Below are 21,035 nucleotides of genomic sequence, written 5' to 3'. Positions count from 1 at the left end.
GGTCGTGGGCGAGGGCGGCGGGCGCGCCGTTGGCAGGGCTGGGGTCGACGGTCAGACGTCCGATGGCCGGGTCGTGTGCGGTATGCGCGGCGGCCACAGGGGGTGTCGCACGGCGGGGTCGCGGAGGGAACGCTGGCCGGAAGCAAGGGAGTTCACAGGATCATTTTCCTCCATGCGCGGCAAGGATTGCCGGCAATCGGCCGGGCACCGGGCGGCGCGTTAGACGAGCGCGGGTCCGAGGGGTGCGGGCCCAGGTTGGGTCCTGTGACCTGCTCCTATAGGCGGTGCTTTTCGGCCCGTGCTGAACCCGTCCAGGGAGGCCGGCAGGCGGTGAGGTCGGCGTCCCCTGAACGCATCTTCGGGATGCGATGTCCGTGGGCGGACTCGCCGAACGCCACAGCATCGCGCCCGATGGTCGGCCGAGCAAACGCTTGGCCGATCCACGGAGGAGAGATCATCATGTGGGGATGTCTGAGAATCAACCCTCTGTGGCACCCACCGTAGTTCGGCTTCCTCGGTAGCCAAAGGCGGAGCAGGGCGAGATCCTCGGCGACGGCGACGCCCCCTTTGGTGTTGCCGTGGCCGGCTTGACCTGGCTGCCCAAGGAAGAGCACTTCGGAATCAGACACGGCGACCGGCTTGTGGCCCACGCGGGCCTGCTACGTCTGCCTGTTGCGATGGGCGCCGCCAATACGGAGGTGGTGGGCGTCGGCGGAGTGGCCGTCGCACCCGACATGCAAGGTCAGGGGCTGGCTCGGCTCGTCGTTGCGGCAGCACTTGACCACGCGCGCACGATGGGTCCTCGGCACGCACTCCTGTTCTGCCGGCCGCCCCTGGTGCCGCTGTATCAGCGCCTCGGATGGCACCTGCTCGACCAGGACGTACTCGTTGAACAACCCGAAAACCGCTTGGTCCTCATGCCGCTGCGGACCATGGTGACGCCCCTGCGTGACGACGCGTACGAGCCAGTGCGTCTCTTCTCCTCCCGATGTGACGAGACCGTTCGCCGGAAGCCGTGCCTGGCATGTCGTCCGCACGCTCTCGCCGCGCTCGCGCGTCGAGGCGATCACCCCGGCGTCGCCATGGCTTCGCTGTGGCACCACAGTTGCGCCTCCGGCAGGTGGCGGGAACCGCCCCCTGCATCATTGTGTCCAGAATCTCCGCAAGTGTCTTCCGTGATCTCGCCGTCCTCCTCGGTTGTTGTTCCGGTCCGTCAGGCAGTCACTCTCGTGGAGGACACCGTCCGGCGATCACAGAGGCAACTGGTCCGCGACCGCCTGGGCCCAGCGGCGGTAGCCGGGGGCGGCAGGGTGGAAGCCGTCGCGGGCGAAGAACTCGCGGCCGGCCGGGATGTCGTCGGAGGGAACCCACGTCGCCTGGGGGCGCTCGGCGCAGATCCGGCGGGAGACTTCGTCGAGGGCGTCGGCACGCCGGGTGAGGTGGCGGGCCAGGGTACCGGGGAGGGACGGGAAGGCGGTGAAGGGCGGGATGCCCGTGACCGCGACGCGTTCGGCGCGCTGGCCGAGGTCGTCCACGATGGCGGTGAGATCGTCGCCCCAATCGGTCGGTGAGCGCCTCGCGAGCACGTCGTTGACACCGGCGAGGAGGACGACGACCTGCAGGCCGTCCCCGAGCTCCGGTACGACCCGATGCCGTATGCGCCGGGCGGTCGCCCCGTACTGTCCGGACACTTCCCACTGGACGAACGAGTCCGTCCGGGCTGCGAGTTCGCGGGCGAACGCGCCGGGAAAGCCGTCGTCGTGGGTTTCCACGCCGTAGCCCGCCGCCGTCGACTCGCCGATGACGGCTACACGTAGAGGACGACGTGTTCCAGCTCCGGCGCACCCCGTGACGGCACCTGCGGGCGGAGGCGGGGACTCGGTCCGGGCGCGCACCCACAGCGCTTGGGCCGCCACGACCGGAAGTGTCACGAGGTTCATCGCGCCGCCTTCTTGGCCGACCCGGAGGCCGCGGCCATCCCCTCGTCGGGCACCGGCGCGGCAAAGGTCTCCGCTACGCGCAGCGCCTCGATCGCTCCCCGGCTGCCCTCGGTCAGATTCGCGCCCACCGCCTGCAGCACCATGACCAGCGCGCCGGTCGCGAGGAACTGTGCCAAGGCGTCCGCCCCCGCCCCGGTGGCCTGGTCGACTTCCTCCAGCAAGCCCGCGACGAACGTTCGGCACCGCGCCGCGATCACTTCGTCGGCGCGCGCCGCGGCGCACGATTGCACCCACAGTCCGCTGATCACGCCGTCGGCGATGAGGTCGCGGAAGCCGGCGCCCATTGCCTCGAAGGGCTCGTCCGGGGAGGCCGCGGCCGTCTGCCGGAAGACCTCACGAACGCGGGCCTCCATCTCGTCCATGCAGGCGAGGAAGAACGCCCGCTTGCTCCCGAACAGCCTGAACACGTACGGCTGTGACACGCCGATTTCGTCCGCGATGCGTTGCACCGCCGTTGTCGTCAACCCGTGGTCGGCGAACACCCGCATGCCGGCCTCGATGGCCTCGACACGTCGCTGTGCTGCCGTGCTGCGCATTCCCATGGGCTACATCTTGACAGAAGTAACTACTTACTTCCATCATTCCGATGATCATTCCGGTCAGGCCCGCAGAGTTGGAGCGTCGGCCTCCTCGTCACGCCCAGAGCAGCCCTCCGCACAGTGATCCGCCTCAAGCGTTGTCCCAGCTGTCGACGATGCGGTGTCGGGTCGAACCCAAGGAACGAAGCAGTCCATGAACGAGAACACCGAAGTTGTCGTGATCGGCGGCGGGTATGCCGGAGTCATGGCGGCCAATCGTCTGACGCAGCGCCACGACGTGACCGTGACCATGATTGACCCGCGCCCGGACTTCGTGGAACGAATTCGTCTGCACCAACTGGTGGGCGGGGCTGACGACGCAGTCGTCGACTACAGAGAGGTCCCGGACGACGGCGTCCGGCTGCCGGTCGGCACCGTGACCCAGATCGACGCGGAGCGGGGCAGCGTGGCCCTGGCGTCGGGCGGCGCGGTCGGCTACGACTACCTGATCTACGCGGTGGGCAGCGGCAGCGCCGATCCGAGCGTGCCGGGGGCAGCCGAGTTCGCCTACCCGATCGCCACGTTCGAGGAGGCGGCACGGCTGCGGCCGGTCCTCGACGCCGCCCCCGCAACGGCCGCGGTGACGGTGGTGGGAGCCGGGCCGACGGGCATCGAGACGGCCGCCGAGCTGGCGGAGGCGGGCCGCGCGGTGACCCTCGTCTGCGGCGGGGTCCTCGGCCCGTACCTGCACCCCCGCGGCCGGCGCTCGATCACCAAGCGCCTGGCCCGGCTCGGTGTGACCGTGCTCGACGGCCCCGGCGCGTTGGTGAGCGAGGTGACCCGCGACGCCGTCCGGCTCAGCAGCGGCCGCACGCTGCCCAGCGAGCTGACCGTCTGGACCGCCGGATTCGGCGTGCCGGACCTGGCCAGCCGCATCGCGGGCGAACAGCCCCTGATCCTCAACCAGGTGTTCGTCGGCCAGTGCATCAGCCTGGGCCGAGGGGCCGGCGTGGTCCAGTTCGCCCACAAGAGCGTTGTGGTTCCACACCGGCGGGCCGACCCGGCGCGAAGAACAAGGAGTTCGTCTGCAGGCTCACCATCAAGGGCCTGGCCGACGAGGCGGGCAAGCCCGGCTCGTACAACCAGCACAACGTCTCGCGCGGTGGCGTACGGGAGGAGCTGCTGCAGGCCAGGCGTGACACGGCTCCGGTCACCGCCGAGCAGGCGGGCCAGGTAGGTGTATTGATCACGAGCGTTGTTAACGGACCCAGATCTTGATCATGGCGAAGACCTCCGGTGTGGCCGAGGTGTCTCGGACTGCACCGCACGGAGGTCGGGGCGTGCGCCCACCCTCTCTTCCTGATGTGACGCTTGCCATATCAGCCCCATGTCACGAACGGGAGGGCAGCTTGCGTCTGGTGGTCGTCCGCAGGGGAACAACCGACACGAAAGAGGCGACAGATCGATGAACACGACAGCAGCGCAGCAGCACGAGGTCCTGGTCCTGGGCGCCGGCTACGCCGGGCTCTCGGCCGTGATCCAGCTCGCGGCCCGTACCAGGAAGCGCGGGAACCTGCGGGTGACGCTGGTCAACCCGTACGACACTTTCACTGAGCGGCTCCGGCTGCACATGACCGCCACCGGCCAGGAGACGGCCGAGATGAAGATCCAGGAGCTGCTGGACGGCACCGGTGCCGGCTTCGTCCGCGGCTGGGTCACCGCGGTGGACGCCGATGCGAAGACCGTCCGGATCGACGACGACCGGGTCCTGCGCTACGACACCCTGGTCTACGGCCTGGGCAGCGTCGCGGACACCGCCGCCGTGCCCGGCGTGGACGACCACGCCTACACCCTCAACAGCCCGCAGGACGCCGCTCTCCTCGCCGGCCAGCTGGCCCGGCTCGACGGCGGGACCGTCGTGGTCGCAGGCAGCGGCCTCACTGGCGTCGAGGCCGCAGCCGAGATCGCCGAGCGGCACCCGGAGCTCCAGGTGGTCCTGGTGGGCCGGCAGGAGCCGGGCGCGGGCATGCACCCGAAGGCCAAGGCCCACCTGGACGCGGCGCTGGCCCGGCTCGGAGTGCGGGTGCACAGCGGCGTCGAGGTGGTCAAGGTGCTGCCGGACAGCGTCGAGCTCGCCGACGGCACCAGCATTCCGGCGGACGCGGTGCTGTGGACCAGCGGCACACGCGTCTCGCCGCTGGCCGCCGCCGCGGGGCTGAGCGTCGACGAGCGCGGCCGTGTGGTCACCGACAGCGCGCTGCGCTCGGTCTCCCACCCGGACGTCTACGCCGTGGGCGATGCGGCGGCGATCCGTCAGGGCTACGGCGTGATGCACGGGACCTGCCAGAGCGGCATGCCCACCGGCGTGCACGCGGCCCTCTCGATCCTGCGGGTGCTGGCCGGCAAGGAACCCAGGGCCTTCCGGTTCGGCTACTACCACACTCCCGTGAGCCTGGGCCGGAACGACGCCGTCGTGCAGTTCACCCGCCCCGACGACAGCCCGCGCCGGCTCGTGCTGACAGGCAAGCGGGCCACGAAGTACAAGGAGACGGTCACCGCCGCGCCGTGGCCGACTTTCGCCCGCATGAAGAAGATGCCCGCCTCGGGCGCCTTCTGGCCGCACGGCGGCCGCTACACCCGGATACGGAGCGCCAAGTGACCCAGCCGCAGCATGTCGACCCCGACCAGCTCGCCTTCCAGCAGTACCGTACCCTGCTCTTCTCCGTCGGCTACCGCATCCTCGGCACGGCCGCCGACGCCGAGGACGTGGTCCAGGACGCCTGGCTGAAGTGGTCGGCGGCCGACCGTTCCCAGGTCGCCGACCCCAAGTCCTATCTGACCCGGATCGTCTCCAACCTGGCGATGGAGCGGCTTCGGTCGACCCGCCACCAGCGCGAGACCTACGTCGGGCCATGGCTCCCCGAGCCGATCCTCACGGGCCCGGACACCGCCGACGGCGCTGCCACGGCGGACTCGGTCTCCACGGCCCTGCTGGTCGTGCTGGAGACGCTGAGCCCCCTGGAGCGCGCGGTCTTCGTACTGAAGGAGGTCTTCGCCTTCAGCTACGCGGAGATCGCCCACGCGGTGGAACGCTCGGAGCCGGCGGTCCGCCAGGCCGCGCACCGAGCCCGCGAGCACGTCCAGGCCAGACGGCCCAGGTTCACCGCGGACCGCGCCCGCCAACGCGACGTCACCGAGCGGTTCTTCGCGGCGGCCACGGGCGGCGACATCAACACCCTCATGGAAGTGCTCTCCCCGGACGTGACGCTGTGGACCGACGGCGGCGGCAAGGTCCGCCAGGCCCTCAAGCCGGTCGTCGGCCTGGAGACCGTGGCCGGCTGGTTCGCCGCCCTCGGCACCGCGACCTACCAGGGCATTGAGCCGGGGCAGATGCGGGCGGAACTCACCTGGATCAACGGCGGCCCGGGGCTGGTGTTCCGCGGCCCGGACCGAGTGATCGCCACGCTGACGTTCGATTTCGATCCGGGGGGCCGCATCTCGACCATCCACAATGTGGCCAACCCGGACAAGCTCCACGCCGTTGCCAGCGGCACTCGGCACGAACTCTCCTGAGCTCGTCGTCGACGCCGTTCGGAATTCCCGCGAGCGCACGGGCCCGCTGCCCCAGCACAGCCCGTGCCCACGTGGAAGCGGACGCGCCAGGCTGTGGCCGCCGTGTTCCACTTCTGCTGATCGGCTTACCTGCCTCGCCTGTTGCCGCTGCGCGCGTGCGCCACTGGCTTGACCAGGACGCAATCAGACCCTGGCAGCACCGCTCATGGATTTCCATCAGGAACCCGGACTCCCGGCCCAACGCTGCCCAGGTCCTGGACCTGTACGCCCGCACGTGGGACGTCGAGCCCCGTTCATGACATACCCGAACCGCGTGCCTGGCTTCAAGGCCCCGCAGGGCTACCGCGTGGAGAAGGCATCCGTCGACGGCTGTGTCCTGACCAACTACGAGCCCGGCGCTAACTGACCGCTGATACCAACTTGTTGATGCCATCCGGGCGCTTGGTAGCGTTTTCGGGTCCGAACGACGGCGTGCGGACCCGAAAACGGCGTCCGGCGAAGGGGAACGACCGATGGCGAACGCGCACGAGGGCGGCGGGGTACGGGGGGCCGCGGCGGTGGCCGCGACGGGGCTGGCCGCGGCCGGCGCCCTTCACCTGGTGTGGTTGAAGAGCCCGTGGCCGCTGCGGTCCTACGAGGACCTGGCCGACGCGGTGGTCGGGGTCGAGTCGGCGGAGGGGCCGCCCCGGGCCGCCGCGGCGGCCGTGGCCGGGCTGCTCGGCGCGGCCAGCTGGCTTGTCACCGCCGCGGCCCGGCCCGAGAGCCGGCCCGGCCGCTCCCGGGTGGTGCGGGCCGGGGTGTGGACCGTGACTGGAGTGATGGCCGCGCGGGGCCTGGGGGGCCTCGCCGCCTCCGGGCTCCAGCTGCGCGCGGCCACCCCTCGGTTCCGCCACTGGGACCTGCGGGTGTACTCCCCGCTCTGCCTGGCCCTCGGCGGGCTCACCGGTTACGTGGCGGGCCGGACGCGCGCCGGCGGCTGAGCCGGCCGGTCCTTGGGCGCCGCCCTGATGTGTGACGGCTCAGGATTTGCTTGATGCTCCGTTCTCATGACTTTCTTGACGCGGTTCGCGTGATTGGCGGCTCGGCCATGCCTTGAACCGGGTGACTGGCTTACCCTGGTGCGGGGGTGGACGGCCGGTTCCACGCCATCGTGGACGACGCGGAAGCGGGTGTCGGGTGTCCGCCACGATGACGTTTACGGTCTTGCCACGGGATGGACAGCCAATGAGTAGTGATTGACGGGCCACCATCACACGACCGATCTTGTTGACCAGTCGCTGCACGGTCAGTGGCATGGCCGGGCCTCCAGGTGGCACAGGGCCAGCGGCAGCCCGGACGCCCTTGAGTCGCGGGAGCCGGCCGACCGGGATGGGCAGGGGGCAGATCCCGGGCGACCGCAATGATCGGCGGTACTTCCAGCCCCGCGCACGCCGGCATAATTCGTGCGCGCAGGGCCAGAGCCTGGGCCGACGTCGCCCGTCGCATCCACCGCTCCAACGCCGCCCGCTCATCAACGGACAACAGCAACGGCTCCAGCTCCGGGCCCCGACGAGGAACAGACGCACCAGCAGCACAAGTCACACAACAACTAACGATCAACCACCAGCGCAGGCCAGGGCCTGTCGTTTGGATCAGGCCGGGATGCGGGTCCCTGCGCCGCTGACCCTGATCCGCCGGTCGCCCGCCCGCAGTTCCACCGTCAGGACGCCGGGGCGTCCCATGTCCTCCCCTTGGTGGAGAGTGAGCACCGTCGCCTTGGGCACGAGTCCGAGCTCACGGGCGTACGCGCCGAAGGCGGCGGCCGCCGCCCCGGTCGCCGGGTCCTCGACCACACCGCCCACCGGGAAGGGGGCGCGGACGTGGAAGACCCCCGCAGAGGCGCGCCAGACCAACTCAAGCGTCACCAGGTCTAGCCGGTGCATGAGGGCCTCCATGCGGGCGAAGTCGTACGCCAGGTCGGCCAGGCGCTCTCGGCTCGCGGCGGCAAGGACCAGATGGCGGGCACCCGCGAAGGCGATGCGGGGAGGCAGGGCGGGATCGAGGTCGCCGGCCGGCCAGTCGAGCGCGGCGAGTGCCTCTGCCAGGTCATCGGCCGCGATCTCCTCGATGTGCGGCTCGACGCTCGTGAGTGTGGCCCGCAGCACCCCGCCCTCGCGGGTCACTGTGACCGGCACGGTTCCGGCCTGCGTGGTGAATACCAGGGCGCCGGGGCCGATGCGCTCGCCGAGGGCCACGGCCGTCGCGACGGTGGCGTGACCGCAGAAGGGCACTTCCATCTTGGGGCTGAAGTAGCGGATGGTGTACGCGCGCCCGGCGTCCGACACGCCGGAGCCTTCTCCCTCGGACGGCGCTGTCAGGAACGCGCTCTCGCTGTAGCCGACTTCGGCGGCGATCGCCTGCATCTCCTCGTCGCTGAGGCCCGTGGCATCGAGAACGACTCCGGCGGGATTGCCTCCCTCGGGATCGTCGGAGAAGGCGGTGTAACGCAGGACGTCGGGGGTTTCCCGTATCGAGTTCATGCCGGGGCAACGGCGGGGATCCCCCGGTTGGTTCCCCAGACAGGGACCGTCTCGGAGCTCCGCTCCGCGGTCACGATCTCAGCATTCTCGGCTTCTGCGCTCATGGCGCGCCCGGTCTGCCGACTCCGTCGAGTAGGCGACGTACTCGGGGCCGGTGTGCATGGCCAGGGACGGATGGGGAACCGTCTCCTGGGGCTCTTCCCCGTGGTGGGACCGCAGCGTCCCGAAGGTCGAACAGCCACTGTCGACCACACACCCGGACCCGCGTCCGCGGCCGGGACCAGACCCGAACCCGCCGCCCACCGCCACAGGGACCCGCAAACGCCCCGCCGCCTGCACCACGTCGTAGACCTCACGCCGCACACCCATGCCGAAACACACTCGGAGATGCTGGGGGTGCCGTTGCCGCCGATGCGGCTGTGGGTGACGGCTGCGGCGATCGGGCATCTCGTCCGGGCCGGCCTGCTGGTCTGCCTCGGCGGGGAGGTGGAGTTCCCCGACGTGCACCCGGAGCAGGTCGCCGCCCTGGCCCGCCGGCGGGACCTGCCCGCCCTCCTGGACCGGCACGTCCCGCTCGGCCCGGACCAGGCGGCGGTGAGGCTCGGCGTTCCTGGCGGCGCTGGCCGTCGCTGCCGTGGCGGCCCCGGGCGCGCCCGCCGCGACGGCCGCCCCGGCCTACACGTGCGCGTCCAGTACCCGGGACATTGACGACAGCAGCTATGACGGGCCGTGGCCGGACAACTGGCGGATCACGGTGAAGACGTGCGCGGCCCGGTCCGGGGGCACCGTGTATGCGTACGCCGGACGGGACCCGGTTCCGGGAGGTGGACGACCCGACGATCTTTGACGGGGCCAAGGTGCGGGTGCAGATCAAGCAATCCCGGGACGGCACCGACCCGGTGGTGGTCGAGCGTGATTTACCGGGGCTTGAGGATCGGCTGGAGGACAGTACGTCGGGCGGGAACTACGACGGCAGCTTCCGGACGCCGACGATCAGCCACCGGGCCGGCCCCGGAGCCCTCGCGGACTCGATGCTGTTCCTGGACTGGCACGGCGACGGCCGCGGCTACCAGCGCCACGAATACACCGGGTCCCCGACTGTCTGACCTGCGGCGTCGGTTCAGTCGCCGAGGTCGGGCGCGTCGTCCTGGCCGTGGGCGAGGATCGGCAGCAGGGTCTCGGCGGCGTCGCACCCGGTGCACGCCGTGGTGCCGGGCCGGGCCAGTGCATCGAGGGCCGCCATCGTCTTCACGGGCACCGCGCGGTCGGTGGCCGGACGGCACCCCTCGGCGTGCACGGTCGCGGCCCGCCGGCGGGTCCGGCCGTCCAGAACCCACGCCCAGGGCGCGGCGGGCGCCGCCGCCACGGTGGCGGCGCCGGTCCGGTGGTGCGTGGGCACGGCGTCCAGGTCCACGCCGGGGATCGGGCGCAGCTGCGCGGAGGTGACCCACGTTGCGTACTCGACCGGTGGGGTACCCAGACGCTCTGACCGTCACCCTGCCCTCAGCCCTGTCTCCCCCGGGGGCCCTCCGCTGTTCTCGGCGTGTTGCCGTCCCCTCCTCTCCCGCGGTCCACGGGCGGGTCCGTGCCCGTGGACCGCGGGCCGCTCAGCCCCATTCCAGTCAGCCCATTCCACTCAAGGAGTTCCCTCATGACCACCGTCGAGCCCGTCCGGGCCGGCGACGCCGGCCCGGCGCCGACGTCCGGGCCCGGCCTCTCGGCCGCCGTACCGCTGCGGCGATGGCTCGCCCTGGTGGCCGTGGCCGTCGGCACCTTCTCCATGGTGACGGCCGAGCAGCTGCCCATGGGACTGCTCACCCCCATCGGCGGCGCGTTCGACATCTCCGAGGGGACCGCGGGTCTGATGGTGACCGTGCCCGGTCTCGTCGCCTCCGCCACCGCGCCGCTGCTGCCCGTGCTGATCCGGCGAGGTGACCGGCGTACGGTCCTGATCGCCCTGCTGGGTCTGATGGCCGCGGCCAACCTGCTGTCCGTCCTCGCTCCCAACTTCGCCGTCCTGCTCGCTTCGCGCTTCCTCATCGGCGTCAGCATCGGCGGATTCTGGGCGCTCGCCGCCGGAATCGCCGTGCGCATGGTGCCCGCCGAACACGTCGGCCGGGCCACCGCCATCACCTTCGGCGGAGCCACGGCCGCCAACGTCCTGGGTGTGCCGGCCGGCACTCTGATCGGCGAATTCAGCAGCTGGCGGGTCGCGTTCGCCACCGTCGGCGGCCTGGGCCTCCTCGTCGTCGCCGCCCTGCTCTTCCTGCTGCCGTCCCTGCCCGCGAGCGACCCCGTACGGCTGCGCACGCTCGCGGCGCAGTTTCGCAACCGTGCCGTCCGCACCGGAGTGCTGACCACGTTTCTGCTGGTCGGGGGCCACTTCGCGGCGTTCACTTTCGTCAGCCCCGTGCTGCAGGACGTTTCCGGCATCGGCAGGAGCATGGTCGGCCCGCTTCTCCTCGTCTTCGGTGTCGCCGGCATCCTCGGCAACTTCCTTGCCGGCGCGGTGGTGGGACGCGACGTCCGCAGGGTGGTCATGGCCATCGGTCTCCTGCTCGCCGCGATCCTGGCGCTCTTCCCGCTCGTCGGTACGAGCCCCGTCGGCGGGATCGTGCTGCTGATCGGCTGGGGCCTGGCCTTCGGTGGGGTTCCGGTGAGCGTGCAGACCTGGATTCTGCAGTCCGCCCCCCGCGAGGCAGAGGCCGCCACCGCCCTGAACGCCTCGGTGTTCAACCTGGCGATCGCCATCGGCGCCCTGTTCGGAGGCATCCTCGTCGACGCCGCCACCCTCACCACGGCCCTCTGGGTCGGTGCGGCCGTCGGCCTCCTGACCACCCTGACGGTCTGGCGCACCCGCGGCGTATCCGCCTGACGCCGCCGCCTGTCCGAAGTCGCTCAACACTCACGCCAAGGAACCCCCATGTGCAAGCGTTTCGACCTCGTCGTGCTCGGAGCCGGCCCCGGCGGCTACGTCGCCGCCATCCGTGCCGCCCAGCTGGGCAAGCGGGTCGCGGTCGTCGAGGAGAAGTACTGGGGCGGTGTCTGCCTGAACGTCGGCTGCATGGGCGTCATCGCCGCGGAGACCCTCGCGGGCGCCGAGACGATGGAGCTCGACTACCCGATGATCCCGCGCGCCACCTACTGCCGGCCGCAGATCGCCGGCTTCGGCTGGACCGAGGCGCAGGCCAAGGAGAAGGGCTTCGACGTCAAGGTCGCCAAGTTCCCGTTCACCGCGAACGGCAAGGCGCACGGCCTCGGCGACCCGGTAGGCTTCGTCAAGATCATCAGCGACGCGAAGTACGGCGAGATCATCGGCGCGCACCTGATCGGCCCCGACGTCACCGAACTGCTGCCCGAGCTCACCCTGGCCCAGCAGTGGGACCTCACCGTCCACGAGGTCGCGCGGAACATCCACGCGCACCCGACGCTGGGCGAGGCCGTGAAGGAAGCGATCCACGGCCTTGCCGGGCACATGATCAATTTCTGAGACGAAACCCTGCGCGCACTGCAAGGATTCGAAGCACGTCACCATGCCATCGATCGAGACGTAACGTCTCGATCCTCAGGAGGGGAATGTCATGAAGGTTCTGCTCACCGGCGCCACCGGCTACATCGGCTCCGCCGTCACCGACCACCTCGCCGCCGCCGGCCACCAGGTCGTCGCACTCACCCGGGGCACCGAGCCGCAGCCCGGCCGGGCCTGGCACGCCCAGCTGGTCGGCGACACCGCCGACCCGGCCTCGCTGGCGGGCGCGGTGACCTCCGAGATCGAGGCCGTGATCCACCTGGCTCCCCCGAGCGGCGACGCCGACGTCGACACCGCCGTCATCGAGGCGCTCGCCACTCCGCTGCGCGGCACCGGCCGCCCCTTCGTCTACACCAGCGGCGTCTGGGTCCTCGGCGCCACCGGCGAGGCCCAGGAGGTTGGCGAGGAGACCCCGACCAACCCGATCGGCATCGTCGGCTACCGCCCGCGGATCGAGCAGCGGGTGCTGGCCGAGGCCGCCGAGGGCGTGCGCGCCGTCGTCGTCCGGCCCGGCATCGTGTACGGCCGCGGCGGCGGCATCCCCGCCATCCTCGTCGACCGGTCCCGCCGGCAAGGGGTGCCCGAGTACTACGGCGAGGAGGGCGTGCGCTGGCCGACCGTCCACGTGGACGACCTGGCCGAGCTGTTCGTGGCCGCCGTCGAGCGGGCCGAGGCGGGCACCGTCTGGCACGGCGTCGGCGAGTCGGCCGTCCCGGTCCGTGACCTCGCCCGCGCCGCAGGCCGCGCCGCCGGAGTGCTCGCCGCCCCGCACGCGCTGCCGGTGGAGCAGGCCGCCGAGGTCTTCGGGCCGCTCTTCGCGGACGCGCTCGCCCTCGACCAGAGCGTCAGCGGCGCCGCCGCCCGTACCACCCTCGGCTGGCGGCCGGCCCGGCCGGGCGCGGTGGCCGAGCTGGTGTCGGGCTCGTACCGGCCGGTCGAGGTGTTCGGCGCCCCCGACGGCCCGGAGACCGACGCCGAGGTGGCCGCGATCCGTCGCCTGGTCACCGAGGTCGAGCACGCCCAGCAGAACGAGCAGGTCGACCGGTTCCTGAGTGTCTTCCGCCGGGAGGACCCGGTGTGGACCACCGGCCACGGCAAGCGGCTGTCCGGCTTCGAGGAGATCGCGACCTTCACCCGGAAGGTGCTGCCCGGTGCGATGGCCGAGTCCGCCGCCGTCTACGACGTCGAGCGCGTGCTGTTCCTGCGGCCCGACATCGCCGCGGTGAACGTCCGCCAGCAGCCGGTCCGCCACGACGGCACCCGGATCGCCGACCGGCCCGAGGGCCGCCCGTTCTACATCCTGGTCAAGGAGGACGGCACCTGGCGCGTCGGCGCCGCCCAGAACACCGTCGCCGTCGACTGACGACCTGTACGGCTTGCGGTGCAGACTCCACACTCGAAGCAGCAGGAGGGGAACATTCCATGACGATCCATCAGATGTCCGATGCGGAACTCGCCGGACAGCCCGCCGCCTACTGGACCGGTGTCGCCTACGAGGCGCTCATCGCGTTCACCCGGGCCCGGCAGGTCGAGAAGGGCTACACCCAGCCCCAGTTCTGGCTGCTGCGCAACCTGTCGGTGAACGACATCTCGCCCGACGGTGACGGGATGACCCTGCCCGAGCTGAGGGAGGCCATGAGGTCCTACATCCGGCCCGAGGACGACCTGGCGGCAGAGTCCGCGGTGCTCGTCGAGCGCGGCTGGCTGAGGCGGGACGCCGAGGACCGCCTGTGGCTCACCGAGGAAGGGGAGCGAGCCCGGGTCGACCTGGCGCGCAATGCCCCCGCGATCCGCACCGCCCTCCACGAGGGCATCGATGACGCGGACTACGTCACCACGGTGAAGGTGCTCCAGCAGCTGATCCGCAACGCGGGCGGGACAGTGGCCTGACAGGCCGATGAGCTTCGGATGCCCCCCCGCGAGCCGGCACGGGGGGTGCAGTCGGTCAGCCTGGCCCGTCCGGCCGGAACTCGGCCCGGGCGCGCTCGGCCCGTGCGGCTCGACCTCACCTACGGCAGGTTCCGCCGGACGACCGCGTCGGCCTGACCCCGCCCGGCAGCTGCCGACACTGTTGGCAAACCGATCAAACGGCGTCGCACCGGCCGGGTTCTTCGAGGTCGGCGCGGTCTACGAGCAATTCCTGCGCGGTGAGCGCTCCGGCAAGGGAGTGCTGCGGGCGTGGTGGGTTCGGGGTGCCGCAGCCAGGGTTCGAGGACCCGTCGGAGGCGCGCGGAGTCGCGATCGGCCGGCACCGTGGCACCACCCGGGTCGGGACAACGGCCTTGGGCTCGTACGTGATGCCGGACTTCCACGGCTGGGTGAAGCTCCTCGCCTCCGAACGCGCGGCCGCTCTCGCGGGGCGGGCGCCGGACGACTACTCGGCGGAGCGGGCCCGGACCTAGATGAACGAGTCCGATTTCTGTGCTGGTCGCGACTATTCGCGCAGGGCGGTCGCCGCCGGGGCGCGTGCCCTCCTGCCCGCCAACGGGCAGGAGAGGCCCCCTCGGCGATGCCCGCTGATCCGACGCGAATGGGGAGACAGCCCTGGAAGATCACTGAAAATGTTGCGGGTGTGGCCCCGGCTCGGTCGAGTCGGGGCCAGTCTTGGCCGACCCACGACTCCGATGGCCGACACGATGACACTGGCAGCGCCTGCGCGACGAAGCGGACCAGGGACGAAGCCTCGCGGCCGCAGAGGCGCCCGCGTCCAAGGCAGCAGAAGACAACCTGCCGCCGAGCCTCCCGACACCTCTGCACGACCCAGATCCGGAGACCGCCGACAGGTTCTTGAAGCTCCTGCCACCCAGCGACAACTGGTTCAAGTGGCTCCGCAGGGCCGAGACGATGTTCAAGGTCCCGCTGTCCGTCAGTAACCCCGTGTGTGACGCCTTGGAGGCGTTGGAGGACGACCCGGTCGACTACGTTGACAAGACGCTTCAAGCAGCTCACGACAAGATGCTGACGGCGCTTGCGGCCCTTTGTTTCGAGCTGAATGGCATGACGGACATCTCTGACGAAGGCCCCCAGGTGCTGGAGATGTCGTACCCCAGTACCAGCGAGGAACGCAACGAACTGAACCGCCAGGCCTGCACGGCCCGTGACGCCTTCCTGCCCGCATACAGAGACGTGATCAACCTCCTCAATGCCAGAGGCTGGGCCCGCCGGAACACGGGGGTGTCCAGCCGCTCGGAGGCGCCGTCCCTCACCGTGGAACTCAAGTGCGCTTTCACGATGGGGGATGACGTGAGGAAGATCCTGCCACTGTCTCCCGATGGGCTGCCGAGCGGCGACATCGGCGGCCCGTACTTCCTCGTCGTACGGGCCTCGAACAGGGGCGCTGTCGGGATCGAGATCGCCGAGGCGGGCGTCCAGATCGACTGTGCTGCCAAGGGCGGGATGCTGGCGCCCTTCGAATTCGACAAGTTCGGACCCGGTGGCCAAGTACAGCTGCCGCCTACGCTCGGCAGCCATGCTGGCTTCTCCGCCTTCGCCAACCCTAAAGATGTCGGCGCAGCCCTGATGAAACTTGTCGGCAGCGGGCTGACTCCGCAGCGGGTGCGACCGTGGGTCCTTACCGGAGCGGGAGACAAGTTTGACGGCCCTTGGACGCCAGCGATGGACCTTTTGCCGCTGATCTCGGTAGCCGATCCCACTCCCGGACCCCGCGTCATCTACGGACCGGCGAGCCTCTTCCTTACGGACTGAACGACCGGTGGTCGACTCGACGCTCGTCCCACTGCGTCCAGGGCGTGCATCCGCACGACGAGGTCGTCTGGGAGCGCCGTGACGTCGTCATGACCAACTGGCGCGACAGCTCGGTCAACTTCGAGCAGTGTGGCCTCAAGTTCCCCGACTTCTGGTCACATCCCTTTCGGCATCCACGCCGGTCCCCACGAGCGGATCTTCACCCGCTGGCGCTCCCGCCGCTGAGCCTTCGACCGCGAATCGTCAGCTGGGGCGCTGAAGGTCGCGCCGGGTGATGACGAGCTCGCGCCACCGTGCGCGGGTGGTCTGTTCGCCGTCTGCGGGCTGGTGCGGCACAGTTCGGCCAGGACGCGGCGTCCGGCGTGGTTGAGGAGGATCTCGGCGTCGGGGCGGGGGCCGGCGACCCCTGGGATGCGTGGGGCCTCACCCTTTTCGGGTGAGGGCCAGTCATCCCACACGCGAGGGCGGGCCCGGCAACGCCGGGCCCGCCCTCGCGTGTGCGGCTGTGTGGTGGTCATTACTGGTGGGCGGACTGACCGGTCTGCGTCTGCTTGGGGCTGTCCGAGAGCTTGAGCCAGACGACGCCGCCGATGATCACGGTGAGCCAGAGGACCTTGACCGGGGTGAGGGTCTCATCGAAGAAGACCGGGCCGAGCAGGGCCGCTCCCACGGCGCCGATGCCGGCCCAGACGGCGTAGCCGATGCCTACGTCGATGGTGCGCAGGGCCAGGCTCAGGGAGAAGAGCGTCAGCAGGAAGAAGACGACCGCGAGCAGTGACCAGGAGAGCACGGTGAAGCCCTGGCTGCCTCCCACGGCCAAGGCGTAGGCGATCTCGAAGGCTCCGGCGAGAAGCAGGACCGGCCATGCGCGGGCTCGGTCGCTGCGGACTGTGACGTTCTTGGTGGCGTTGGCGGTGGGGGCAGCGGTGGTTGACATGTGAGTTCCTTCCTCAGGGACGATCTCGGCAGGGGGGTGGGGTTGGATTCCGGAGGCGTCAGGCTGCTCCGCTGAGCTGGAGGCCGACGACTCCGGCGATGACGGCGGCAATGCCCAGGAACTTTCGCCAGTCCAGACGCTGCTTGAAGACGAGGGCCCCGAGCACGACGATTCCGACGCCGGAGACGGCGGTCCAGATCGCGTAGCCGACGCCGACCTCGAAGGTCAGCAGCGCCTGGCTGAGGAGGTAGGTGGCGATGCCACCGCTGACCAGCGTGGCGACGGTCCAGCCGGGCCGGGTGAAGCCCTGCGCCCTGCCGGCGGTGATGGCGACGGTGATTTCGAAGACGACGGCGAGGGCGAGGTAGAGCCAGTGCATGACGGGTGTCCTTACGTGGTGGTGGGTTACGAGTGGATGGTGAAGTCGTGCCGGTGCAGGTCGTGGTAGCGGATGAAGGGGGCCAGGCCCCGATCCACGGCAAGGTGCCGGGCCGCTGCCGCCAGGGGCAGTCGATCGGTTGCGTCGGCGTCGTAGCCGGCCCGGTAGTCGAAGCCCCACGCGGCGGCGGTGTCGCGATCGACGGCGAAGCGGGCGTCGGCGATGCCGTGAGTGGCGGCGACGCGGTAGCACAGGGCACACGGCTCTCCTGTCGCCAGCAGGGTGGCTCCCTGCAGAGCGGAGCGGCCACGGGCCCGGACGGCCTGGCGCAAGGCGACGATCTCCGCGTGGGCGGTGGGGTCGCCGGTCTCGTGGACGAGGTTCACACCAGGGTCGGAGACCCACCCGTCGGCGGCTACGAGCAGTCCGACGAAGGGAACCCCGCCGGACTCGACCCGGCGGACGCAGGTCTCCACGGCGTCGGCCATCAGAGCGGTGAGCCTGGTCGTGTCGGCGGTCATGCGGCGGCCGCTTCCTGCAGCGCCCGGCGGATCACGCCTTCGGTGGCGACGCCGTCGATGCGGCGGGTGCCGATGATGACCGTGGGGACGACGGTGATGTTCATCCGCGCCGACTCGGCCAGCGCTTGGCGGTGTCGCTCGGCGTACTCCTGCTCGTCGAGGGCTGCGGCGTAGGCGGCCGGGTCGAGTCCGGCCTCATCGGCCAGGCGGGCCAGGACCGCGCGGTCCCCGATGTCGAGGTCCTCGCGGAAGAAGGCCGTCATCACGCGACGGTGGTAGGCGTGGGCCCGCCCCTGCTCCGCGGCGTACTGGGCACCCACGAACGCCAACTCGGTGTAGGGCTGCGGCGAGACGGTCGGCAACCGCATCGGCACCTGATGGTGGCGTGCCATCGGGTACACGGCACGCTCCCATATATCGGGCAGGTACGGGTCCTCCGGTCGCAGCGTGGGTGTCGGATGGGGACGCAGCTCGTGAGCGTGGTGGACGATTTCGACATCGGGCCGGTCGGTGATCGCGCGCTCGATCATCTCGTTGGCGATCAGGCAGAACGGGCAGACGTAGTCCGACCACAGATGGATCTGAGCAGTCACGGCGAGCTCCGGTTCCCCGAGGCACCCCCGGTGGGTGCGACACCTAGATCGTGTAACTTCACACTGGCGTCAACTTCAAGGAACGGAAGTCGGCAAGCAGTTCAGGAGGTCTTATGCGCATCGGTGAGTTGGCGGCTGCCAGTGGCGTCAGCACCCGGGCCCTGCGGTACTACGAGGAGCACGGGCTCATCCGCTCCGAGCGCACCTCCGGCGGGTGGCGCGACTTCGACAGCTCCATGGTCGAGCGGGTCGTCATGATCCAGCACCTGTTCGCTGCCGGTTTGGGCAGCTCCACCATCGACGAAGTGCTCCCCTGCATGGAGGCCCCGCTCGAAGAGCGCAACGGCGTCATGGAGCAGCTGTTCGCCCAGGAGGCCGAGCGCCTGGAGGCCAAGCGACGCGACATCGACCGCGAACTCGACACCCTGCAAGCGCTCCGCATCGAAACAGCCTTGCCCGGCCAAGCCCCGTGATCAACCCACGAACCCGAGCAGCGCGTGCCCCTGCGAGCCAAGCGACTCTGCGAACGAGCAGGGAATGAACCATGACGGCTCTGCAGACCCTGGCGGACTGAGGCGGGATCGGGCCCGGCAGGTGATGGCGTCCCGCCGAGTGGTGTAGTTACCGGTAGTTCGTTAAGTCCGGCGGTGGTGTGGGTTGACGGCAGGTCGGGTTGGTCGTAGGCCGGTGGTAGGAGTCAATTGCCTTGCTGGGGGCTGGAGATGACTGCTCGCCGTCCGTGTCCGCCCGCGCCGGGGCCGTTGGAGGAGTGCGCGGCCCGGTTCGACGACCTCTTCGTCAGTCTGGCGCAGCGGCGGGGGTTTCGTGAGTACCTGACCGGGCTGCTGGCGCCGCGGGAGCGGAACAAGACGATTACCTGTCTGGCAGGGGCGGAGCCGGTGGCCGGTGCGGGGATGCCAGGGGTGCAGCGGCTGCAGTTCTTCCTGTGTGAGTCCCCCTGGGAGGCCGAGCAGGTCAACGACCGGCGGCTTGAACTGCTGCGAGAGCAGTCGGCGATCGCTCCGCACGACGGCGGGGTCATCGTGATCGACGACTCCGGTGACGGCAAGGACGGCACGGCGACCGCGCACGTGGGCCGGCAGTGGCTGGGCCGGTATGGCAAGACGGACAACGGCATCGTCACGGTGACCACGGTGTGGACCGACGGCCGTGTGTACTACCCGCTGCACGCGACTCTTTACACCCCCGCCCACCACTTCGTCCGCGGTCGGTTAGACCCGGCCTTCCGCACGAAACCGCAGCTGGCCGCTGCTCTCGCAGCCCGCGGCAAGGAGGCGGGCTTCGACTGCCGGGCGGTGGTCGCCGACTGCGCCTACTCGGTCAGTGACGACTGGTATCTCGCACTGCGCGAGGCCGGCCTGGCCTATGTGGTGGCGCTCAAGCCTCGCAACGGTGTCTGGGCCCCGGTCGACCAGCCGCACACCCCCATCGAGGCCGCCCACGCCCTGGCCTGGCAGGATGCCAAGCGTCCCGGCGACTGGACGCCCGTTGAACGCCACTTCCGCGACGGGCACACCGATACCTGGTGGGCCGCCGATGCTCGCCTCGGCGGCTACGGCCCCGACTCACCCTGCCGTCTGGTCGTGGCCACCACCGACCCGGCCGGACTGCCGGAGAAGGCCACCTGGTACCTGGCCACCAACCTGCCCCATCCCGACGTAGCCCACGCTGCCACCGGCCCGCATCCGTCGGCCGACCTCGCCGAGATCGTCCGCCTCTACGGCCTGCGGCCGTGGATCGAGCAGAGCTACAAGCAGATCAAGGACGAACTCGGCTGGGCCGACTTTCAGGTCCGCTCCGACCGCGCCATCCGCCGCCACCAGACCCTGGTCAACTGCGCCTTCTCCTTCTGCTGGGGCCAGTGGTTCGCGCCACCCGGACCCCTGGATGCCACCACGCCGGATCCGTGCCCCAACGACGGGCCAGAGAGGGGGCCCAGGCGAACCCCACCTGCCCCAACAGCCTTGCTGGCCCAGGGCCTTACGCGCCATCCGTTCCTGGCTCACCCCCGCCGTCAGCCTGAACCGGTGGTGGCGAGCCTGGACGGACAAGGGCCCACGCTCCGAGCTCCAGGCCCTGATCGACGTGGTCACCACCGGACACGGGCTTGATCTCTACTGCCGGATTTAACGAACTACCGTTATTGAGGTTGAACTCGTGATGTCGTGTTGCTCGGGCGGGTCTGATGGTCAGGCCGGTCTCGGTGAGGCAGCCGTCTATGAGGTCGCTGCGGTACTGGATGTGCCGGAGACCGCGCCGGATGCGCTGGACGAGGTGTTCGGGGGTGCTGAAGGCGACGTTGGAGAGCCGGCCGCGTCGCAGGAGTGACCAGATCCCCTCGACGGGGTTGAGGTCAGGCGCATAGGGCGGCAGGTAGTAGATGGTCAGCCAGTCACGGGAGGTGGCGAACTCCCGCAGGTCGGCGGCCTTGTGGACGTTCAGATTGTCCCAGACGAGCACGATGGGGCCGCCGAGCTGCTGATGGGCGGCGGTCAGCAGGTCCCGGTAGTCGCGCCAGGAGAGGCTCTTGCGTCCGTCGCGTTGGCCGTCGTCCGCAAGGTCCGCCCTCGCCAACTGGTCGAGATCCGGGCCACAAAGTCCCAGGTCACACTGCATTCCACCGTCGCCGACGCAAGCGGCCCTCTAGGCCCAGCTCGGCCATCAGCCGCTCGACGGTGCAGCGGGCCACCTCGTGGCCCTTGCGCCCCAGGGCCCGTGTGATCCGGCGGGCACCGTAGGT

General features: G+C 70.3%; 21 protein-coding genes and 4 pseudogenes. 15 read left to right on the top strand and 10 right to left on the bottom strand.

What is annotated here, in order from left to right:
• Nucleotides 1–542 precede the first annotated feature (542 nt).
• Nucleotides 543–983: pseudogene (locus ABT342_RS35980) on the top strand (GNAT family N-acetyltransferase); the annotation flags it as partial.
• A gap of 267 nt (nucleotides 984–1,250) precedes the next feature.
• Here ABT342_RS35980 and ABT342_RS35975 read toward each other — a convergent pair.
• Together ABT342_RS35975 and ABT342_RS35970 are read right to left on the bottom strand one after the other, a co-directional pair.
• Entirely contained in the window at nucleotides 1,251–1,940 is a 690-nt protein-coding gene (locus tag ABT342_RS35975) for an SGNH/GDSL hydrolase family protein (RefSeq protein ID WP_351583097.1), read from the bottom strand.
• Nucleotides 1,937–2,542, bottom strand: a complete 606-nt coding sequence (locus tag ABT342_RS35970) for a TetR/AcrR family transcriptional regulator (RefSeq protein ID WP_351583094.1) — start codon at nucleotides 2,540–2,542, stop codon at nucleotides 1,937–1,939. The genes ABT342_RS35975 and ABT342_RS35970 overlap by 4 nt, the downstream gene beginning before the upstream one ends.
• A 190-nt stretch (nucleotides 2,543–2,732) precedes the next feature.
• On the opposite strand from ABT342_RS35970, the pseudogene ABT342_RS35965 reads away from it, so the two are divergent.
• The 4 genes and pseudogenes from ABT342_RS35965 to ABT342_RS35950 all read left to right on the top strand — a co-directional run bounded on the left by ABT342_RS35965 (nucleotide 2,733) and on the right by ABT342_RS35950 (nucleotide 7,071).
• Nucleotides 2,733–3,796, top strand: a pseudogene (locus ABT342_RS35965) (NAD(P)/FAD-dependent oxidoreductase).
• Nucleotides 3,797–3,983: 187 nt separating this feature from the next.
• The gene (locus tag ABT342_RS35960) at nucleotides 3,984–5,177 is read left to right on the top strand and encodes an NAD(P)/FAD-dependent oxidoreductase (RefSeq protein ID WP_351583089.1); all 1,194 of its coding nucleotides are present in this window, start codon (nucleotides 3,984–3,986) and stop codon (nucleotides 5,175–5,177) included.
• Nucleotides 5,174–6,091 carry an RNA polymerase sigma-70 factor gene (locus tag ABT342_RS35955; protein ID WP_351583086.1) on the top strand — a complete coding sequence of 306 codons (918 nt, stop codon included), beginning with the start codon at nucleotides 5,174–5,176 and terminating at the stop codon, nucleotides 6,089–6,091. Before ABT342_RS35960 ends, ABT342_RS35955 begins: the two co-directional genes overlap by 4 nt.
• A 512-nt stretch (nucleotides 6,092–6,603) precedes the next feature.
• On the top strand, nucleotides 6,604–7,071 hold the full coding sequence (locus ABT342_RS35950; RefSeq protein WP_351583083.1) for a DUF3995 domain-containing protein: 468 nt from the start codon (nucleotides 6,604–6,606) through the stop codon (nucleotides 7,069–7,071).
• A 651-nt stretch (nucleotides 7,072–7,722) separates the two neighbouring features.
• On the opposite strand, the gene ABT342_RS35940 is transcribed toward ABT342_RS35950, so the two are convergent.
• A complete protein-coding gene (locus ABT342_RS35940; RefSeq protein WP_351583080.1) occupies nucleotides 7,723–8,610 on the bottom strand; it encodes a PhzF family phenazine biosynthesis protein in 888 nt (295 codons plus the stop codon).
• A 396-nt stretch (nucleotides 8,611–9,006) separates the two neighbouring features.
• On the opposite strand from ABT342_RS35940, the gene ABT342_RS35935 reads away from it, so the two are divergent.
• Both ABT342_RS35935 and ABT342_RS35930 read left to right on the top strand, forming a co-directional pair.
• Entirely contained in the window at nucleotides 9,007–9,318 is a 312-nt protein-coding gene (locus tag ABT342_RS35935; protein WP_351583077.1) for a hypothetical protein, read from the top strand.
• Between the two features lie 83 nt (nucleotides 9,319–9,401).
• Nucleotides 9,402–9,716, top strand: coding sequence for a hypothetical protein (locus ABT342_RS35930; protein ID WP_351583074.1), 315 nt, complete (start codon nucleotides 9,402–9,404; stop codon nucleotides 9,714–9,716).
• Nucleotides 9,717–9,730: 14 nt separating this feature from the next.
• On the opposite strand, the gene ABT342_RS35925 is transcribed toward ABT342_RS35930, so the two are convergent.
• Nucleotides 9,731–10,024 carry a DUF6233 domain-containing protein gene (locus tag ABT342_RS35925; protein ID WP_351583071.1) on the bottom strand — a complete coding sequence of 98 codons (294 nt, stop codon included), beginning with the start codon at nucleotides 10,022–10,024 and terminating at the stop codon, nucleotides 9,731–9,733.
• 237 nt (nucleotides 10,025–10,261) lie between these two features.
• Between ABT342_RS35925 and ABT342_RS35920 the strand changes: the two genes are divergently transcribed.
• The 6 genes from ABT342_RS35920 (at nucleotide 10,262) to ABT342_RS35895 (ending at nucleotide 15,844) form a co-directional block, all read left to right on the top strand.
• Nucleotides 10,262–11,485: an MFS transporter gene (locus tag ABT342_RS35920; RefSeq protein WP_351583068.1), complete on the top strand. Its 1,224-nt coding sequence runs from the start codon at nucleotides 10,262–10,264 to the stop codon at nucleotides 11,483–11,485.
• Nucleotides 11,486–11,533: 48 nt separating this feature from the next.
• Nucleotides 11,534–12,100, top strand: a complete 567-nt coding sequence (locus ABT342_RS35915) for an oxidoreductase dimerization domain-containing protein (protein ID WP_351583065.1) — start codon at nucleotides 11,534–11,536, stop codon at nucleotides 12,098–12,100.
• 91 nt (nucleotides 12,101–12,191) lie between these two features.
• Nucleotides 12,192–13,502 (top strand): SgcJ/EcaC family oxidoreductase, encoded by a 1,311-nt coding sequence (locus tag ABT342_RS35910; protein ID WP_351583062.1) that lies wholly within the window; start codon nucleotides 12,192–12,194, stop codon nucleotides 13,500–13,502.
• 59 nt (nucleotides 13,503–13,561) lie between these two features.
• Entirely contained in the window at nucleotides 13,562–14,029 is a 468-nt protein-coding gene (locus ABT342_RS35905; RefSeq protein ID WP_351583058.1) for a winged helix DNA-binding protein, read from the top strand.
• A 302-nt stretch (nucleotides 14,030–14,331) separates the two neighbouring features.
• Nucleotides 14,332–14,541 carry a hypothetical protein gene (locus tag ABT342_RS35900; protein WP_351583055.1) on the top strand — a complete coding sequence of 70 codons (210 nt, stop codon included), beginning with the start codon at nucleotides 14,332–14,334 and terminating at the stop codon, nucleotides 14,539–14,541.
• A gap of 442 nt (nucleotides 14,542–14,983) precedes the next feature.
• Nucleotides 14,984–15,844: a hypothetical protein gene (locus tag ABT342_RS35895; RefSeq protein ID WP_351583052.1), complete on the top strand. Its 861-nt coding sequence runs from the start codon at nucleotides 14,984–14,986 to the stop codon at nucleotides 15,842–15,844.
• Between the two features lie 517 nt (nucleotides 15,845–16,361).
• On the opposite strand, the gene ABT342_RS35890 is transcribed toward ABT342_RS35895, so the two are convergent.
• Genes ABT342_RS35890 through ABT342_RS35875 form a run of 4 tightly spaced genes read right to left on the bottom strand, consistent with a single transcriptional unit; the run spans nucleotide 16,362 to nucleotide 18,274 of the window.
• Nucleotides 16,362–16,781, bottom strand: coding sequence for a DMT family transporter (locus tag ABT342_RS35890; protein ID WP_351583049.1), 420 nt, complete (start codon nucleotides 16,779–16,781; stop codon nucleotides 16,362–16,364).
• A gap of 58 nt (nucleotides 16,782–16,839) precedes the next feature.
• The gene (locus tag ABT342_RS35885) at nucleotides 16,840–17,160 is read right to left on the bottom strand and encodes a DMT family transporter (protein ID WP_351583045.1); all 321 of its coding nucleotides are present in this window, start codon (nucleotides 17,158–17,160) and stop codon (nucleotides 16,840–16,842) included.
• Between the two features lie 26 nt (nucleotides 17,161–17,186).
• On the bottom strand, nucleotides 17,187–17,681 hold the full coding sequence (locus ABT342_RS35880) for a deaminase (RefSeq protein ID WP_351583042.1): 495 nt from the start codon (nucleotides 17,679–17,681) through the stop codon (nucleotides 17,187–17,189).
• The gene (locus ABT342_RS35875) at nucleotides 17,678–18,274 is read right to left on the bottom strand and encodes a DsbA family oxidoreductase (RefSeq protein ID WP_351583039.1); all 597 of its coding nucleotides are present in this window, start codon (nucleotides 18,272–18,274) and stop codon (nucleotides 17,678–17,680) included. The genes ABT342_RS35880 and ABT342_RS35875 overlap by 4 nt, the downstream gene beginning before the upstream one ends.
• A gap of 113 nt (nucleotides 18,275–18,387) precedes the next feature.
• On the opposite strand from ABT342_RS35875, the gene ABT342_RS35870 reads away from it, so the two are divergent.
• Nucleotides 18,388–18,747 (top strand): MerR family transcriptional regulator, encoded by a 360-nt coding sequence (locus ABT342_RS35870; protein WP_351583036.1) that lies wholly within the window; start codon nucleotides 18,388–18,390, stop codon nucleotides 18,745–18,747.
• Between the two features lie 249 nt (nucleotides 18,748–18,996).
• Entirely contained in the window at nucleotides 18,997–20,406 is a 1,410-nt protein-coding gene (locus tag ABT342_RS35865) for an IS701 family transposase (RefSeq protein ID WP_351583033.1), read from the top strand.
• Between the two features lie 67 nt (nucleotides 20,407–20,473).
• Here ABT342_RS35865 and ABT342_RS35860 read toward each other — a convergent pair.
• Nucleotides 20,474–20,848: pseudogene (locus ABT342_RS35860) on the bottom strand (transposase); the annotation flags it as partial.
• Nucleotides 20,849–20,924: 76 nt separating this feature from the next.
• Nucleotides 20,925–21,035: pseudogene (locus ABT342_RS35850) on the bottom strand (IS3 family transposase); the annotation flags it as partial.

The organism is Streptomyces sp. NPDC000410, assembly GCF_040300305.1.
GTDB lineage: Bacteria > Actinomycetota > Actinomycetes > Streptomycetales > Streptomycetaceae > Streptomyces.
The sequence above is the reverse complement of the archived record's forward strand: the minus strand, read 5'-3'. Positions and strand labels throughout refer to the sequence as shown.

What these genes read in the sequence shown, in the direction of transcription:
- ABT342_RS35910 (WP_351583062.1), top strand. Translation starts at nt 12,192, where the DNA reads ATGAAGGTTCTGCTCACCGGCGCCACCGGCTACATCGGCTCCGCCGTC.
- ABT342_RS35940 (WP_351583080.1), bottom strand. Translation starts at nt 8,610, where the DNA reads ATGAACTCGATACGGGAAACCCCCGACGTCCTGCGTTACACCGCCTTC.
- ABT342_RS35890 (WP_351583049.1), bottom strand. Translation starts at nt 16,781, where the DNA reads ATGTCAACCACCGCTGCCCCCACCGCCAACGCCACCAAGAACGTCACA.
- ABT342_RS35970 (WP_351583094.1), bottom strand. Translation starts at nt 2,542, where the DNA reads ATGGGAATGCGCAGCACGGCAGCACAGCGACGTGTCGAGGCCATCGAG.
- ABT342_RS35930 (WP_351583074.1), top strand. Translation starts at nt 9,402, where the DNA reads ATGCGTACGCCGGACGGGACCCGGTTCCGGGAGGTGGACGACCCGACG.
- ABT342_RS35885 (WP_351583045.1), bottom strand. Translation starts at nt 17,160, where the DNA reads ATGCACTGGCTCTACCTCGCCCTCGCCGTCGTCTTCGAAATCACCGTC.
- ABT342_RS35905 (WP_351583058.1), top strand. Translation starts at nt 13,562, where the DNA reads ATGACGATCCATCAGATGTCCGATGCGGAACTCGCCGGACAGCCCGCC.
- ABT342_RS35865 (WP_351583033.1), top strand. Translation starts at nt 18,997, where the DNA reads ATGACTGCTCGCCGTCCGTGTCCGCCCGCGCCGGGGCCGTTGGAGGAG.
- ABT342_RS35915 (WP_351583065.1), top strand. Translation starts at nt 11,534, where the DNA reads ATGTGCAAGCGTTTCGACCTCGTCGTGCTCGGAGCCGGCCCCGGCGGC.
- ABT342_RS35895 (WP_351583052.1), top strand. Translation starts at nt 14,984, where the DNA reads ATGTTCAAGGTCCCGCTGTCCGTCAGTAACCCCGTGTGTGACGCCTTG.
- ABT342_RS35960 (WP_351583089.1), top strand. Translation starts at nt 3,984, where the DNA reads ATGAACACGACAGCAGCGCAGCAGCACGAGGTCCTGGTCCTGGGCGCC.
- ABT342_RS35975 (WP_351583097.1), bottom strand. Translation starts at nt 1,940, where the DNA reads ATGAACCTCGTGACACTTCCGGTCGTGGCGGCCCAAGCGCTGTGGGTG.
- ABT342_RS35880 (WP_351583042.1), bottom strand. Translation starts at nt 17,681, where the DNA reads ATGACCGCCGACACGACCAGGCTCACCGCTCTGATGGCCGACGCCGTG.
- ABT342_RS35870 (WP_351583036.1), top strand. Translation starts at nt 18,388, where the DNA reads ATGCGCATCGGTGAGTTGGCGGCTGCCAGTGGCGTCAGCACCCGGGCC.
- ABT342_RS35920 (WP_351583068.1), top strand. Translation starts at nt 10,262, where the DNA reads ATGACCACCGTCGAGCCCGTCCGGGCCGGCGACGCCGGCCCGGCGCCG.
- ABT342_RS35950 (WP_351583083.1), top strand. Translation starts at nt 6,604, where the DNA reads ATGGCGAACGCGCACGAGGGCGGCGGGGTACGGGGGGCCGCGGCGGTG.